The sequence below is a fragment of the Paraburkholderia metrosideri genome (genome assembly GCF_904848625.1).
Lineage (GTDB): Bacteria > Pseudomonadota > Gammaproteobacteria > Burkholderiales > Burkholderiaceae > Paraburkholderia > Paraburkholderia metrosideri.
Map to the genome: position 1 here is coordinate 43,207 of NZ_CAJHCP010000019.1, position 13,620 is coordinate 56,826.

Genomic DNA, 13,620 nt, shown 5'->3' on the forward strand with positions numbered 1-13,620 from the left:
AGGGAAACCCCGGCGCGAGCCAACCATTCAGGTGAGCCCAACCGGGCCTGCCTGAATGGGCCAACCCAAATGGGCCAGCACTTCATCAGGACGCTCATGACACCGACCACCACTGCCAGCCCCGCGCTGCCGCCCGACGAAAAAGTCTCCGCCTGGAGCCTGATCAAACCTTACTGGGTCTCCGAAGAACGAAAAACGGCGTGGGGTTTGCTCATCGCGATCATCGTGATGAATCTGCTGGTCGTGTGGATCAACGTCCGGCTGAACCGCTGGAGCGCCGACTTCTACAACGCGCTGCAATCGAAGAACGTGCATGACTTCCCGCACCTGCTGCTGGTGTTCTCGGGACTCGCGTTCGGCTTCATCATTCTCGCGGTATATGGACGTTATCTGCGTCAGATGCTCGGCTTCCGCTGGCGTCAGTGGCTCACCACCCGTTACCTGAACGAGTGGCTGAAAGACAGCGCGTTCTACCGGATCGAACGCGACCGCCTCACCGACAACCCCGACCAGCGGATCAGCGACGACCTCCAGTCGTTCGCGACCAGCACGCTGTCGCTGACGCTCGATCTGCTGTCCACGGTCGTCACGCTGGTGTCGTTCATCACGATCCTGTGGTCGCTGGCGGGCGCGCTGTCCATCTCGCTCGGCGGCATGCCGCTGCAGATTCCCGGTTATATGGTGTGGGCCGCCGCGCTCTATGCGGTGGTCGGCTCGCTGATCATCCAGAAGGTCGGCCATCCGCTCGTGCCGATCAATTACCAGGCGCAGAAAGTCGAGGCCGACTTCCGTTTCGGCCTGATCCGGCTGCGCGAGAACGCCGAGCAGATCGCGTTCTACAACGGCATGGAGACCGAGAAGACGAACGCGCACACGCTGTTCGGCCGGATCCGCGACAACTGGTGGCAGGTGATGAAGTACACGAAGCGTCTCACCTTCGTGCTGAGCTTCTATGGCCAGATCGCGATCATCTTCCCGATCGTGGTCGCCGCGCCCCGCTACTTTGCCGGCGCCTTCTCGTTCGGCGTGCTGATGCAGATTTCCAGCGCGTTCGGCACCGTCAGCGATTCGTTTTCATGGTTCATCAACAGTTACGGCAGTTTGGTCGAATGGCGCGCTACCGTGAACCGGTTGCGCGAATTCAAGCGCGTCGTGCATGCGCCGCGTCTGAAGGAATCGGTGTCGCCGGCCACCGAGCATGGTGGCATCAACCTGCATTTCGTCGATGACGACGGGCTCTCCACCGACGGCCTCAAGCTCGCGCTGCCGAACGGCACCCCGCTGTCGCGAATCCGCGATATCGCGATCAAGCCGGGCTCGCGCTGGCTGGTGCGCGGTCCCTCCGGTGCGGGCAAGAGCACGTTGATGCGCGCGCTCGCCGGTTTGTGGCCGTTCGGCGACGGCGCGATCGACGCGCCGGTCAACGCCCGCATGATGTTCATCCCGCAGGTCAGCTACATGCCGATCGGCACACTGAAGGCGGCGCTGGCCTATCCGTCCGCGGCAGACACTTATACCGACGACGAATGCCGCGAAGCGCTCGTTACCTGCCATCTGTCGGAATACGCGGACCGCCTGCAGGAATCGGGGCACTGGACGCGCATTCTGTCGCCGGGCGAGCAACAACGTCTGGCCGGCGCGCGGGTGCTGCTGCACAAGCCCGACTATCTGTTCCTCGACGAAGCAACCAGCGCGCTCGACGCGGAAAACGAAGCGCGTCTTTATCGCCTGTTCACGGAGCGCTTGCCGAAGGCGGCAATTGTCAGCGTCGCGCATCGCGAGTCGCTGGCTGCATTCCACGAAGAAACGCTCGACGTCGAGCGCGCCGGCGAACCTGTCGCGGCATGAGCGACGCCGGCCGCGAGCGGGGCGATGTGGCCGGCGCGACAGCCGATCGCGTCGTGCTGATCACCGGCGCAGGGTCCGGGATTGGCGCGGCGCTGGCGCGTCGCATCGCGGCGCCGCGGCAGTCTTTGATGCTGCACTCGCGTGGGGCCGACGAGGCAGCCCGCAATCGTCTCACGCAGGTTGCCGCCGAATGCAGCGCTAGCGGTGCAACTTGCGCAACGGTGTTCGGCGATCTCGCCGAGCGGGGCGCGGCGCAACAGGTGGTCCATCAGACTTTGGTGAAGTTCGGCGCACTCGATCAACTGGTCGCCAACGCAGGGCATGCGCAGCGTCAGACACTCGATTCGCTCGATCCCGATTCATTGCGCGCCGCTTTCGACGCAATGCCCGCTGCGTTCGGCTCGCTCGTCAACCAGGCGACGCCCGCGCTAAAAGCGTCAAGGTGTGGCCGCGTGATCGCGCTGAGTTCGTTCGTCGCGCATCGCTATCGCGCCGACACCCCGTTCGCCGCGACGGCGGCGGCAAAAGCAGCCCTCGAATCGCTGGCTAAAACCGCAGCCGCAGAACTGGCGCCGCACGGCGTCACGGTCAATTGCGTTGCGCCCGGCTATACCCGTAAAGATCGCGGTCCAACTGCCGATAATGCTTCGGTATGGGATCGCGCCGCCGAAGCGACACCGCTCGGCCGTGTCGCAGAACCTGCCGATATCGCCGCGCTGATCGCGTTTCTTCTGTCGGACGAAGCTCGACACATCACGGGGCAGGTGATTCATATCGACGGCGGTCTCACGCTCGGCTAAGCGAATCCCGCTGGCTAGCTCTGGCGAACCGCCCGCTCTACCCGGCAAACCTCCATCACCTGGCTCGCCCGCGCATCCCCGCCGTCCTCCGGCAATATCCCGAAAGACCGCGAAATACCCCGAAATACCCCACAACAATTCGAAAGCATTTGCGAAGCGGGCGGGCTGTTCCGCGCTTTGAAAATGCCGTCCGGCAGCGACGATAGTCGTGCGGGCCGTCTCACGTCCGCCCACATGTCATTCACTGCTACAGGACTCTCTGCACATGTCATCCGATCGCCGCTCCTCTGCTTTGACCCAGCGCCTTGCGCTGGCTTTCGGCTCAGCCCTGCTGCTCACGTGTGCCGCGCACGCAGCGCAAGCCGCCCAAGCCACCGAGCCTGCCGATGTTTGTCCCGCGCTCAAACACATCGTCGACGCCACCGATTTCAAGCACTTGCAAACGCAACCGGACGCGCAATTGCCCGGCGTCGCGAGCGGCGATGACTGCAATTCCAGCAAGCACGCGTATGACTGCCACTGGCGCGCGCACTGGCAAGCCGACGGCGTGATCAACGATCCGCTCGAAGAAATCGGCGCCGACATCGCCGCGTGTTTCCCGAACGTCGTGCACGACATCAACACGCCGACGCGTCAGCATTTCATCGTGAAGACAGACGACCGCCGGGTCAGCGTCACGGCGAGCGTTCAAGGACAAAACGAATTGCGCCTGCGCGTGGTTCGCTAATACCGCCGCTGAAGCCGTCGCTAACCCAAGGGCCGAAACGCAGTCCTGAACGCTGCCACCCATTGTTGTCCGCTGCGATCCCGCCTCTCCTCTGACCGCCACCAGGCACCGCCTCATGACCTTCATGCCGAGCATGCACGCTTACGCTTTCACGCGAGCCCCACGGACTGCATGGGTCATGTTGCGGCGGCCCTGCGCATGGCTGGCCGTCGCCAGCACCTTGGCAGTCGGTCTGAACGGCTGCGCATGGACGCTGATCTCGGCGGCCGACGCAACCGGCTCGGTGATTCAGGCGGGCTACGCCATTGCGGCAAACTATTCGTCGCCGACTTTCGTCAACGGTCAGCCGGCCGATCTGCACCACGTGTGCATCGAAGTGAACCCGTCGGTGTCAGTCGGGGATTTCGTGCCGTCGCTGCAAATGGCGTTAGAACGTCGCGGGATTCATTCGGATGTCTACAACCCCGGCACCTCGCCGGCCGGCTGTGAGGCGCGTCTCGTCTACAACGCCGCGATCGACTACGGTCGCCGCTCGTTCAGCGACGAATCGATCCAGTATCTGTCGATCATCGACCTGACGCTGATTCAGGACGGTCGCATCCTGGTCACCGCGCGCTATCAGACCGGTGGCCTCAACACCGACCGCTTCTCGTCCGCCTCGACCAAACTTACCGGTCTGATCGACCGGATGGTGATCGACAAAAACGAACTCAAGCCAGCCCCCATGCAAACCATTCAGACGTCGCAGGTCAATTGAGCTTGCCGTTTTCTTGCTTTGTCTTACACGGGAAAGGATTCGAAAGCGTGATGCGCTTTGCGCCACGCGCGAGGATCACTAAGATGACCTGAATGAACCAATCCATCCTGGTCGTCGACGACGACCCCGTCGTACGTGAGCTCGTCAGCGAATATCTGCAGGGACGCGGCTTCAAGGTCACCACGCTCGAACACGGCGTGGCGCTTCAGCGCGCGTTGCAGGAAGAGCGTCCCGCGCTGATCGTGCTCGACATCATGATGCCGGAACTCGACGGCATCAGTGCGCTGCGCGCGTTGCGCGTCGCCGGCGACGATATTCCCGTGATTCTATTGACCGCGCGTGCCGATCCGATCGACCGCGTGATCGGCCTCGAACTCGGCGCCGACGATTATCTCGGCAAGCCGTTCGAACCGAGCGAACTGGTCGCGCGAATCCGCACCGTACTGCGCCGGCGCGGCACGATTGCGCCGAGCGCTCCGGAGCAACGGGCGCCCTATCGCTTCGGTCATTTCGAAGTGAATTTCCCGGCGCGCGAACTGCGTCGCGACGGCGAACGCATTTCGCTGCGGTCCAGCGAATTCGCCATGCTCAAAGTGTTCGTCACTCACGCGATGACCGTGCTCACACGCGCTCAGTTGCTGGAGAAATTGCACGGCAATAGCGAGGCGCATCGCAATCGCAGTCTGGATGTGTCGATCTGGCGTTTGCGTCGGCTGATCGAAGTGGACCCGTCCGAGCCGCGCTATGTGCAAACAGTGTGGGGACGCGGTTATGTGTTCGTGCCGGATGGCGAGATCGGTGCGGCAGAACGAAGTGGGACGTTAGGCTGAAACGTGTTTGGAGCCTGAGCGCACCTGGTGCGTTACATGGTGCCGGACGAAGCGCGAACCGCACCGTAAGCACAGCGCAGAGTACAACACGCACCGCCCCACCACAATTCGACGCGGGCATTGCTTCATTGACCGAAGCAACGCCCGCTTTTTCATGCGCGTCAGAAAGTCAGCACGCTCATGAACATTCTTTGCAGCCAGCCCATCGTGGTGGAGTCGGACACCATCCCCACACCGGCCTGTTCGATGCGCGCGTTCGCGACCTTGCTGGACTCGACGTAGTTGCCCGATTCGATATCCTTCGGATTGACGATCCCCGATAGCCGCAGACGGTCGCGGTTGCCGCTCTGCGAAATCACCTTCTCGCCCGACACCACCAGGTTGCCGGTCGGCATCGTGCCGATCACGGTCACAGCGAGGGTGCCGGTCATCGCATTGGTATCGGTGATGTTGCCCTGGCCTGCATACGTGGTCGCCGCCGAACCGATGTTGAACAGCTTCGCGAGCCGCGCGGCGGCATTGGTCGACTGATCGGCGGCAGCGGCGGTAATGCTGCTCGAACGGCTCGCCGCCGCCGTCGCACTGTTGTTGCCGTTATAGGATTCCGACAGCACGATCGTCAGCACGTCGCCGATACGTTGCGCGCGCGGCGTTTCGTAGAGCAGCAACGTCGAGCCGGCCTGATAGATCGCGCCTTGGGTGTTGACGTTCAGCGAGGTGGACGCGAGCGGCGGCGACATCGGCGTATCGACGATGGAATCCGAATGGCTCGCGCAGGCCGCGAGCCAAAACGTGGCGCCGAGCGCGACCGTAAGACGTAGCGCAGTCATACATGCTCCTTGGCCCGATAGGCCGGGTTCGTCCGGATAAGGTTCATCAACCGGCCTCGGCGCCGCTTGCCTGCCATTGCCGCACGACCGACTTCACCCAGGTATCCGAGCCTTTCAGCAGGTACGTGAGCGTGCCGTTGCGGCTGCCCGGCAGGAAGCACAATGTGATCGAGCTCATCGCGTTTTCCCAGATATAGGTCGGCAGCACACCGGTCGACGCGTTCTGCGTCGCGAGGCGTGGCGGCCCATATCGTTCCGCGAGCGCGTCGCGCAGATCTTCGGCGGTGATCTCGTCGATTAGAAAAGAAATCTCATACAGACGCAGCGCGCTTTGCCCGTCGATCCGCGCAAAGCGCAGCACGTGTTCAAGTGCAGGCGCACCGTCGACCACGGCCTGCGAGGCCGTCCAGCGATCTTCTGCCCGATGGGCCCAGCGGCACGCCACGGTCAGGCTGTCATGCGACTTCAGGCGCATGCCGAGCGCGCCCGCCTGCACATCCGTCTCGCACACGGGCACGCTGCCGGGTGGCGTCGCCCGCACCGTCGAGCCGGTGCGGAATTCGTCAAGCGTGATACCGAGCGCGACGCCGCGAAAATCGAACGGCACGTCTTTCGACATCCCGCCCGCCGCTTTGGCCTGACGCGCGACGGGTTGTGCCGGCGCGGCCGTCGAGAAGAGACCGGTAAGCAGCGCCAGCGCGCAGGCAGTCCGTATGAGAGTCATGGTTAGTCAATCGCAGACGCGCATGCGTTGAACGGCGTAGCCGCGGCGTGTCCCACGACCGGAATGATGTCCGCCGCGGCGGCGGTCAGCCGGCACGGCAGTGCAGCGACGCCGCAGCCGCCAAGCGGCAGCAGCGTCGCGCCGAGCGTCAACCACGCAACGACACGTATCAGGCGTTCAGGTGTTCTCGAGGTCGACACAGGGGCCTCGTTAGATCAGGCAGTCGTATTGACGTTATGCCCGACGAGCCCGGTGGGCAACGACGGTTGCGCCGGGGTCGCCGTTTGACCTGGCGTCGTGGCAACGGGGTTGTTCGACGCTGCCGGCCTGGTCGTCGGCTTCGGTGCCATGGAAGGAAGGGCAGTTGAATTGAGAGTGCTGCTAATGGTCATAAGGAACCTCGCATTGGCGCTGGATTTTGATTTCACGCCGCGTGCCGTCAACCCAGCCTGCCAGGCTGATCTTCGGCGTGCGGCGCAATGAACTGCACGACGAATCATCCCTCCGCGCCCTTGCAAGTCATGCACGAAGTAAAGCGCGCTTTCCGGTAGTTATTACGACGCATTGCCAGACATTGCTTCCGGTTCCAAAGTCACGCCAAATGTTTCATTGCAGGAAGGCGCAGCAGCGACGCGCAGTGGCGAGAGCATCCACGCGGCCCCGTGCGAGCGGCTTGAAATATGCGGCGAACCCCGCCACGGCGGGCCCCGCACGCCAGTGGGCGAGGCTCACGCGGGGCATCGTAAGCATTGGTAAGAAAACAGAGAGGCGCGTGTCACACCGACCAGTCTAGAATTTCGGGATGAATCCACAGGTCCTTATCGTCGACGACGATCCGGTCGTACGCGATCTGCTATGCAAGTTTTTGCAATCGAACGGCTTCGACGCGTCCGTGCTGCACGACGGCACTCATCTCCAGCGCCGGCTCGAGCGTGAACGGCCGTCGGTCGTCGTGCTCGACATCATGATGCCCAACACCGACGGCCTGCGCGCGCTTACCGCGCTGCGCGCCGCCGGCGACGACATCCCGGTCATTTTCGTCACCGCGCGCGGCACGGTAGCCGATCGCATCGTCGGGCTTTCGCTCGGTGCGGACGACTATCTGACCAAGCCGTTCGATCCGCGCGAACTGCTGGCGCGCATCCACACGGTGCTGCGCCGCCGGGGTCCGTCCACGACCAGCGCGCCGGAAGCCCGCAAGCGCTACAAGTTCGGCCCGTTCGAACTCGACTTCGCGACGCGCTCGCTCACACGCGACGACACCAAGCTGCCGTTGCGCGACAGTGAATTCGCGCTCCTGAAGATCTTCGTCAACAATCCGTACAAGGTGTTGTCGCGCGTGCTGATTCACGATCTTGTGCATCGCGATAACCTCGCCTTCCGCGACCGCAGCCTCGACGTGCCGATCTGGCGCCTGCGCCGCGTGATCGAAGACGATCCGTCCAACCCCTGCTACGTGCAGACGGTACGCGGCAAAGGCTATGTGTTCGTCCCCGACGCCGACGGCGCGCCTTTCGCCGACGAGGCCCCGCCCAGCGCATGAAAAACCCGCTGAACACGCTGTTCGGCAGAATGGCGTTGCTGTCGGCGGCGGTGTTGTTTGCGATTCAGGCCGGCTGGTTTGTGCTGGTGGTGATGCAGCCGCCGCGCCATGAAATCGACGGCTTCGCGCGCGGCATTCTGCTGGTGCTGCAAGCGATCAACGGCGAGCCGATGAAAGGCGCCGCGCTCGCGCCCGCCATGCGCGTGCATCTCGTGCCCACCTGGAACATGCCGGCGAGCGTGCATCTTCAAACGCCGACACAACGTCCGCTGATCGAACTGAGCCGGCATCTGCGCGAGAACCTGCCGATCGGCACGCAGATCGAAGTCGACGACGTGCGCCCGCCCCATCTCTGGGTGCTGTTCCCCGGTAAATCAAATTGGGTGGTCGTGCCGGTCGACGTGCCGCCGCGTCCGCGTTTTCTCGTCGAAGGCGCGTCGATGCTGCTTGCCGCGCTGATCCTGTCGCTCTTCGCGGTCTGGCAGATGCAACGTCCGCTCTCGCGGGTTGCCGATGCGGCCCGTGCGTTCGGCTCGGGCGGCCGTCCTGAGCCGGTGACGGTGCAAGGTCCGCGCGAATTGCGCGATCTGATCGGCTCGTTTAACGACATGATGCGTCGGCTGAACGAGGCCGGCGACGACCAGGCCGTGATGCTGGCGGGCGTCGCGCACGATCTGAAAGCACCGCTCACGCGCCTTAAATTGCGCGCGAGCGTGCTGGTGGCGGAGAACGAGCGAGCGGGTCTGATCCGCGACGTCGACTCGCTGACCAACATCGTCCAGCAGTTTCTCGAATTCGCCGGCCAATCCGCCGATGCAGGTCCGCCCGTCGAAGTCGACGAATTCCTGCGGGAACAGTTTTCGTCCGGCGATTCGTCCAGCGATTCTTCCAGTGAAGGCGGGGACGCCCCGCTATTCGCACTCGATCTGCGCGCCGGTCCTTCGTTCAAACTGCCGCGCACGCTGCTCGACCGCCTCATGACGAATCTCGTCGACAACGCGCTCGAACACGGCGCGCCGCCAGTGGATATCACCACCGCGCGCAGTGACCGGCATTGGGTAATCAGCGTGCGCGACCGCGGCCCCGGCATTCCCGACGACCGTATCGCCGCAGCGATGAAGCCGTTCGTGCGGCTCGACGCTGCGCGCGGCGGCGAAGGCCATTGTGGCCTCGGACTCGCGATCGTCGCGCGGCTCGCGCACGATCGCGGCGGGCGTTGTCATGTGCTCAACCATGCGCAAGGCGGCCTGGACGTACGGATCGAATTGCCGGTCACACCGGCGCAGGCATGACAGAAGAAAAGAAGGAAGCGACGGGAAACAAGGTCCGCTTACGTGACCTTACGGTTCGGTCCATGACGAGGGACACGGCCTTATAGTCAACACCGGCAACCTCGATGCCGCCCTTCTCAGTCCGCCCCGCTTTTCAGGGCGGACATTTTTTTGCACGGGTTCCAGGTATCCGGGTTCGGGCGTTCAGCCCTTGCTGTCACGCAGCCTCCCGCACGGCACCCGATGCCGCGCCTTACGCGCCCCCCTCTCACCACGCTTCAGGATTTTCAGCGTACGAGCCGGTTACGCAACGTATCGACCGTCATTTGAGACATGCCGAGACCCTGGGTCAGATAGTTCGCCATCGTGCCGTAGCTAGCCTGCACCTGATCGAACCCGGCCTGCAGATAACTCTCCTGAACATCCAGCAGCGGCGCCTCCACCGTGGCAATCGCGTCGCCATCCTGTGCGCGCAGCGTGGCGGTTTGCTGCTGGATCGACTGAGCCAGATAAACGTTACTCAGAAGATAGTCCTGCGTGATGACGTCGAGCGGCACGTTGGCAATGCTCAATAGCAGTGCCGCGACCCAGCCGGTGCGGTCCTTACCGGCGCTCGAATGAAAAAGTTGCGCACCGGGACCGTCGGCCAGACGTGTGAGAAGCGCGCCGTAGGCGGCACGCTGGGCGCCGCCGAGCACGTACGAGCGCGCCTGCATTTCCATGAACGCGCTGGCGGCGTCGGCCGTTGCAAAGGTCGGCTCGACGAAATCGCTGGTGCCCAACACGTTGTACGCCTGCGATGTCGCGCCGGACGGCAGCACATCGGCAGTGCGCGCGATTTCGCCCGGCGTACGCAGATCGTAGACCGACGCGACGCCGAGTTTGTCGAACGTGGCCAGATCGGTCGTGCTGAACGTCAACACGTTCGCGCGATAGAACGCACCACGACGCATCTGTTTGCCGTCGACCGTCAGATAGCCCACCGAAGCGCCGGCCAGATCGCGAAAATTACTCACCGACGCGAGGCGCGGCGTTTCCGGCTGATCGGTATCGAGATTGCCGCCGCCGCACGCAGACAGCATCGCGCTGCCGAGCCCGGAGAAGAGCAACGCACTGGCGGAGCCCTTGAGAAAGCTCCGGCGCGCTGGGGAGATGTCTTTCAGCGTACCCGGATTGGTCCGCAGACTCGTGCTCGCGGCACGGAGGGACAGCGAGCAGGTTTTCGCGGTTGCGGGCATTGGGCGTGGCTGACGCGGACAGAGGAATGGGATGGCCGCTTCGGGGCTGAGCGCGCAGTTTAACGGCGGATAAGCCCTTTTGCGTTACCTGGTAGTAGTTGGTAAGAAAACGTATGGGAGACTCGCGCGCGCCTGCGGCGGGTTGGTCCGTACGCATGCGTTGCTGGCCAGCCGTCGAGCCGGTTTCCACGGTATTTCCTTTACCTTATCTGCTATTACCGGCCCGTTACCGCCTGATAACCGTCTAACGAGTGCCCAGGTAACCACTGAGGCCGGCGCCATTTTTGACTTGACGCGCCTTACAACGCCGCATCCCCGTAAAATACAAATACCCTTCAATAAAGCCTTGGCACGCAAAAAAGACCTGGAGACCACAACAAAACATGCTCTCTCTCCAATGGTTCACCGAGCTGACCTCGCGCGAGCGCCGCACGCTTTACGCTGGCTTCGGCGGCTACGCGATCGACGCCTTCGACTTCATGATCTACTCGTTCCTCATTCCGACGCTGATCGCGACGTGGGGCATGACCAAAAGCGAGGCCGGCATGATCGCCACCAGTTCGCTGATTTCATCGGCAATTGGCGGCTGGCTTGCGGGCATTCTCGCGGACCGCTATGGCCGCATCCGCGTGCTTCAATGGACGATCGCCACCTTCGCGGTCTTCACCTTCCTGTCCGGCTTCACTCAGTCGTTCTGGCAACTGCTTGCCACGCGCACGCTGCAAGGCATCGGCTTTGGCGGCGAGTGGTCGGTGGTGACGATCATGATGGCCGAGACGATCCGCTCGCCGCAGCATCGCGCGAAAGCCGTGGGTACCGTGCAGAGTAGCTGGTCGTTTGGCTGGGCGGCGGCGGCGATCGTCTACTGGGCCTCGTTTGCGTTGCTGCCTGAACAGTACGCGTGGCGCGCGTGCTTCTGGATCGGCCTGCTGCCTGCGGCGTGGATCATCTACATTCGCCGCAACGTGAGCGATCCGGAAATCTTTCTTGAAACGCGCCGCGCCCGCGAAAACGGTTTCGACACGTCGCACTTCCTGCAGATCTTCTCAGGCGCCTACCTCAAAATTACGTTGCTCGGTAGCGCGTTATGTACCGGCATGCTCGGCGGCTATTACGCGATCACCACCTGGCTGCCCACTTACCTTAAAACCGTGCGCCATCTATCGGTGTTCAACACCAGTGGTTATCTGATCGTGCTGATCGTCGGCTCGTTCACCGGTTATATCGTCGGTGCGATTCTGTGCGACCAGATTGGCCGGCGCGCGTCGTTTGTGCTGTTTGCGATTGGCTCGTTCGTGCTCGGCATGGTCTACACGATGCTGCCCATTACCGACGGCATGATGCTCGCGCTCGGCTTCCCGCTCGGCATCGTCGTACAGGGGATTTTTGCAGGTGTCGGCGCATATCTGTCGGAGCTTTATCCGAATGCCATTCGCGGCTCGGGACAAGGCTTCTGCTACAACCTGGGGCGCGGACTCGGCTCGTTCTTTCCGATACTGGTCGGTACACTGTCGCAAACCATGACGCTCGTGAAGGCGATGGGCATCGTGGCCGGCTCGGGCTATCTGCTCGTGATCGTTGCCGCACTGTGCCTGCCGGAAACGAAGGGCAAAGTACTCGGTGCGACTGGCTCAGTCGCCTGAACTCGCAGCACTTATCCATGAAAACGATTGTTCTCGGCGGCGGCGTCATCGGTGTCGCCAGCGCTTTTTACCTGTGCCAGCAAGGCTGCGAAGTCACGGTGATCGAGCGCGAACCCGACGTCGCGCTGTCCACCAGTTTCGGCAACGCCGGCGTGATCGCTCCGGGCTATGTGACGCCGTGGGCTGCGCCCGGCATGCCGGCAAAAATTCTCAAGTATCTGTTCAAACCCGCGTCGCCGCTCATCTTCCGGCCGACCTTCAATCCGGCGCAATGGCGCTGGATCGCGCGCTGGCTGCGCGAATGCGACCTCGACCATTTCCGCGTCAACAAGCAGCGGATGCAACGCATTGCTTACTACAGCCGCGATTGTCTGCACGAGTTTCGCGGACGCCATCCGTTCGACTACGGCCGCAGCCAGGGCTATCTGCAACTGTTCCGCAGCGACTATGACGTCGAGTTGGCGCAGCCGGCGTTGACCGTGTTGCGCGACGCCGGTATCGCGCATCGTGAGGTCACGCCGGCGCAGTGTGTCGAGATCGAACCGGGCTTGCGCTGGGCGCGTGAAACGCCGGTCGCAGGCCTTTATCTTCCCGACGACGAAGCCGGCGATTGCGCCCGCTTCACGCGCGAACTGCGCGCCGTCTGCGAGCGCAACGGCGTGCGCTTTTGCTTCGACACCACCATCACCGGGCTCGATGTGCGAGGCGCGGCGGTGCACGGCGTGCATGTCGACAGCGAGCGTGGCGCGGAGACGTGGCTCGCCGATGCCGTCGTGGTCGCGCTGGGCGTCGACAGCGCGGCGCTGCTCGCACCACTCGGCGTGAAGGTGCCGCTCTATCCGGTAAAAGGCTACTCGGCGACACTGCCCGTCACGGACGAAGAAAAAGCGCCGCGGGCCGCGTTGATGGACGAGTCGCTGAAAACCGCAATCACGCGATTCGGCAACAACCTGCGCATTGCAGGCACGGCGGAACTGGGCAACGGCCAGACAACCTTGCGCGAGCAGGCCTTGCAAACGCTGATGAAGGTGTTGCGCGACTGGTTTCCGCATGCGGCCAATCCGACTTCTGCGCATTTCTGGGTAGGGCGCAGGCCGATGACGCCCGATGGTGCGCCGTTGCTCGGACCGTCTGGCGTGGACAATCTCTGGTTGAACCTCGGGCACGGCTCGACCGGCTGGGCGATGTCGATGGGTTCGGGGCGTGTGGTCGCGGATCTGATCACGCAGCGCGACCCGGAGATCGATCTTGATGGGCTGACATTGGCGCGATACCGGAAGTAAGCATGCGCGCCGGCTCAGCGTGCAACGTCGCGTGAAGTTGCACGCCGTGCCGGCGCGCTCGCTTACGGCAACTGGCTCGGCAGCTTCTGACGTTAAAAAGCCGGGTCCACCCTCTCAGGTGGCCCG

At 63.2% G+C, this 13,620-nt stretch carries 13 protein-coding genes; 9 read left to right on the top strand and 4 right to left on the bottom strand.

Features of this window, described 5'->3' with window-relative positions; translation table 11 throughout:
- The first annotated feature begins 96 nt into the window (after positions 1 to 96).
- The 5 genes from LMG28727_RS30865 to LMG28727_RS30885 all read left to right on the top strand — a co-directional run bounded on the left by LMG28727_RS30865 (position 97) and on the right by LMG28727_RS30885 (position 4,962).
- Positions 97 to 1,848 carry an ABC transporter ATP-binding protein/permease gene (locus LMG28727_RS30865; protein WP_201646119.1) on the top strand — a complete coding sequence of 584 codons (1,752 nt, stop codon included), beginning with the start codon at positions 97 to 99 and terminating at the stop codon, positions 1,846 to 1,848.
- The gene (locus LMG28727_RS30870; protein WP_201646120.1) at positions 1,845 to 2,648 is read left to right on the top strand and encodes an SDR family NAD(P)-dependent oxidoreductase; all 804 of its coding nucleotides are present in this window, start codon (positions 1,845 to 1,847) and stop codon (positions 2,646 to 2,648) included. Before LMG28727_RS30865 ends, LMG28727_RS30870 begins: the two co-directional genes overlap by 4 nt.
- Positions 2,649 to 2,913: 265 nt before the next feature.
- The gene (locus tag LMG28727_RS30875; RefSeq protein WP_201646121.1) at positions 2,914 to 3,375 is read left to right on the top strand and encodes a hypothetical protein; all 462 of its coding nucleotides are present in this window, start codon (positions 2,914 to 2,916) and stop codon (positions 3,373 to 3,375) included.
- A gap of 115 nt (positions 3,376 to 3,490) precedes the next feature.
- Positions 3,491 to 4,132, top strand: a complete 642-nt coding sequence (locus LMG28727_RS30880; RefSeq protein ID WP_201646122.1) for a hypothetical protein — start codon at positions 3,491 to 3,493, stop codon at positions 4,130 to 4,132.
- A 92-nt stretch (positions 4,133 to 4,224) separates the two neighbouring features.
- Positions 4,225 to 4,962 (top strand): response regulator, encoded by a 738-nt coding sequence (locus tag LMG28727_RS30885; RefSeq protein ID WP_201646123.1) that lies wholly within the window; start codon positions 4,225 to 4,227, stop codon positions 4,960 to 4,962.
- 161 nt (positions 4,963 to 5,123) lie between these two features.
- On the opposite strand, the gene LMG28727_RS30890 is transcribed toward LMG28727_RS30885, so the two are convergent.
- From LMG28727_RS30890 to LMG28727_RS30900, 3 genes are read right to left on the bottom strand one after another with little or no spacing between them, the layout of a single operon-like run.
- Entirely contained in the window at positions 5,124 to 5,792 is a 669-nt protein-coding gene (locus LMG28727_RS30890; RefSeq protein WP_201646124.1) for a flagellar basal body L-ring protein FlgH, read from the bottom strand.
- A gap of 46 nt (positions 5,793 to 5,838) precedes the next feature.
- Complete coding sequence (locus LMG28727_RS30895; RefSeq protein WP_201646125.1) at positions 5,839 to 6,516, bottom strand: hypothetical protein; 678 nt, start codon at positions 6,514 to 6,516, stop codon at positions 5,839 to 5,841.
- 2 nt (positions 6,517 to 6,518) lie between these two features.
- Positions 6,519 to 6,716 carry a DUF6726 family protein gene (locus LMG28727_RS30900; RefSeq protein ID WP_201646126.1) on the bottom strand — a complete coding sequence of 66 codons (198 nt, stop codon included), beginning with the start codon at positions 6,714 to 6,716 and terminating at the stop codon, positions 6,519 to 6,521.
- Positions 6,717 to 7,318: 602 nt separating this feature from the next.
- Between LMG28727_RS30900 and LMG28727_RS30905 the strand changes: the two genes are divergently transcribed.
- Both LMG28727_RS30905 and LMG28727_RS30910 read left to right on the top strand, forming a co-directional pair.
- Complete coding sequence (locus LMG28727_RS30905) at positions 7,319 to 8,059, top strand: response regulator (RefSeq protein WP_201646127.1); 741 nt, start codon at positions 7,319 to 7,321, stop codon at positions 8,057 to 8,059.
- Positions 8,056 to 9,351: an ATP-binding protein gene (locus LMG28727_RS30910; RefSeq protein WP_201646128.1), complete on the top strand. Its 1,296-nt coding sequence runs from the start codon at positions 8,056 to 8,058 to the stop codon at positions 9,349 to 9,351. Before LMG28727_RS30905 ends, LMG28727_RS30910 begins: the two co-directional genes overlap by 4 nt.
- A gap of 266 nt (positions 9,352 to 9,617) precedes the next feature.
- On the opposite strand, the gene LMG28727_RS30915 is transcribed toward LMG28727_RS30910, so the two are convergent.
- Positions 9,618 to 10,568: a tyrosine-protein phosphatase gene (locus LMG28727_RS30915; RefSeq protein WP_201646129.1), complete on the bottom strand. Its 951-nt coding sequence runs from the start codon at positions 10,566 to 10,568 to the stop codon at positions 9,618 to 9,620.
- A 383-nt stretch (positions 10,569 to 10,951) separates the two neighbouring features.
- Here LMG28727_RS30915 and LMG28727_RS30920 point away from each other — a divergent pair, with 383 nt between their 5' ends.
- Both LMG28727_RS30920 and LMG28727_RS30925 read left to right on the top strand, forming a co-directional pair.
- On the top strand, positions 10,952 to 12,211 hold the full coding sequence (locus LMG28727_RS30920; RefSeq protein ID WP_201646130.1) for an MFS transporter: 1,260 nt from the start codon (positions 10,952 to 10,954) through the stop codon (positions 12,209 to 12,211).
- 17 nt (positions 12,212 to 12,228) lie between these two features.
- On the top strand, positions 12,229 to 13,494 hold the full coding sequence (locus LMG28727_RS30925) for a D-amino acid dehydrogenase (RefSeq protein ID WP_201646131.1): 1,266 nt from the start codon (positions 12,229 to 12,231) through the stop codon (positions 13,492 to 13,494).
- The last annotated feature ends 126 nt before the right edge of the window (positions 13,495 to 13,620 follow it).

Excerpts from the sequence above, each read along its gene's own strand:
- LMG28727_RS30865 (WP_201646119.1), top strand. The coding sequence starts at position 97 with ATGACACCGACCACCACTGCCAGCCCCGCGCTGCCGCCCGACGAAAAA.
- LMG28727_RS30885 (WP_201646123.1), top strand. The coding sequence starts at position 4,225 with ATGAACCAATCCATCCTGGTCGTCGACGACGACCCCGTCGTACGTGAG.
- LMG28727_RS30890 (WP_201646124.1), bottom strand. The coding sequence starts at position 5,792 with ATGACTGCGCTACGTCTTACGGTCGCGCTCGGCGCCACGTTTTGGCTC.
- LMG28727_RS30915 (WP_201646129.1), bottom strand. The coding sequence starts at position 10,568 with ATGCCCGCAACCGCGAAAACCTGCTCGCTGTCCCTCCGTGCCGCGAGC.
- LMG28727_RS30875 (WP_201646121.1), top strand. The coding sequence starts at position 2,914 with ATGTCATCCGATCGCCGCTCCTCTGCTTTGACCCAGCGCCTTGCGCTG.
- LMG28727_RS30880 (WP_201646122.1), top strand. The coding sequence starts at position 3,491 with ATGACCTTCATGCCGAGCATGCACGCTTACGCTTTCACGCGAGCCCCA.
- LMG28727_RS30920 (WP_201646130.1), top strand. The coding sequence starts at position 10,952 with ATGCTCTCTCTCCAATGGTTCACCGAGCTGACCTCGCGCGAGCGCCGC.
- LMG28727_RS30905 (WP_201646127.1), top strand. The coding sequence starts at position 7,319 with ATGAATCCACAGGTCCTTATCGTCGACGACGATCCGGTCGTACGCGAT.
- LMG28727_RS30925 (WP_201646131.1), top strand. The coding sequence starts at position 12,229 with ATGAAAACGATTGTTCTCGGCGGCGGCGTCATCGGTGTCGCCAGCGCT.
- LMG28727_RS30870 (WP_201646120.1), top strand. The coding sequence starts at position 1,845 with ATGAGCGACGCCGGCCGCGAGCGGGGCGATGTGGCCGGCGCGACAGCC.
- LMG28727_RS30910 (WP_201646128.1), top strand. The coding sequence starts at position 8,056 with ATGAAAAACCCGCTGAACACGCTGTTCGGCAGAATGGCGTTGCTGTCG.
- LMG28727_RS30895 (WP_201646125.1), bottom strand. The coding sequence starts at position 6,516 with ATGACTCTCATACGGACTGCCTGCGCGCTGGCGCTGCTTACCGGTCTC.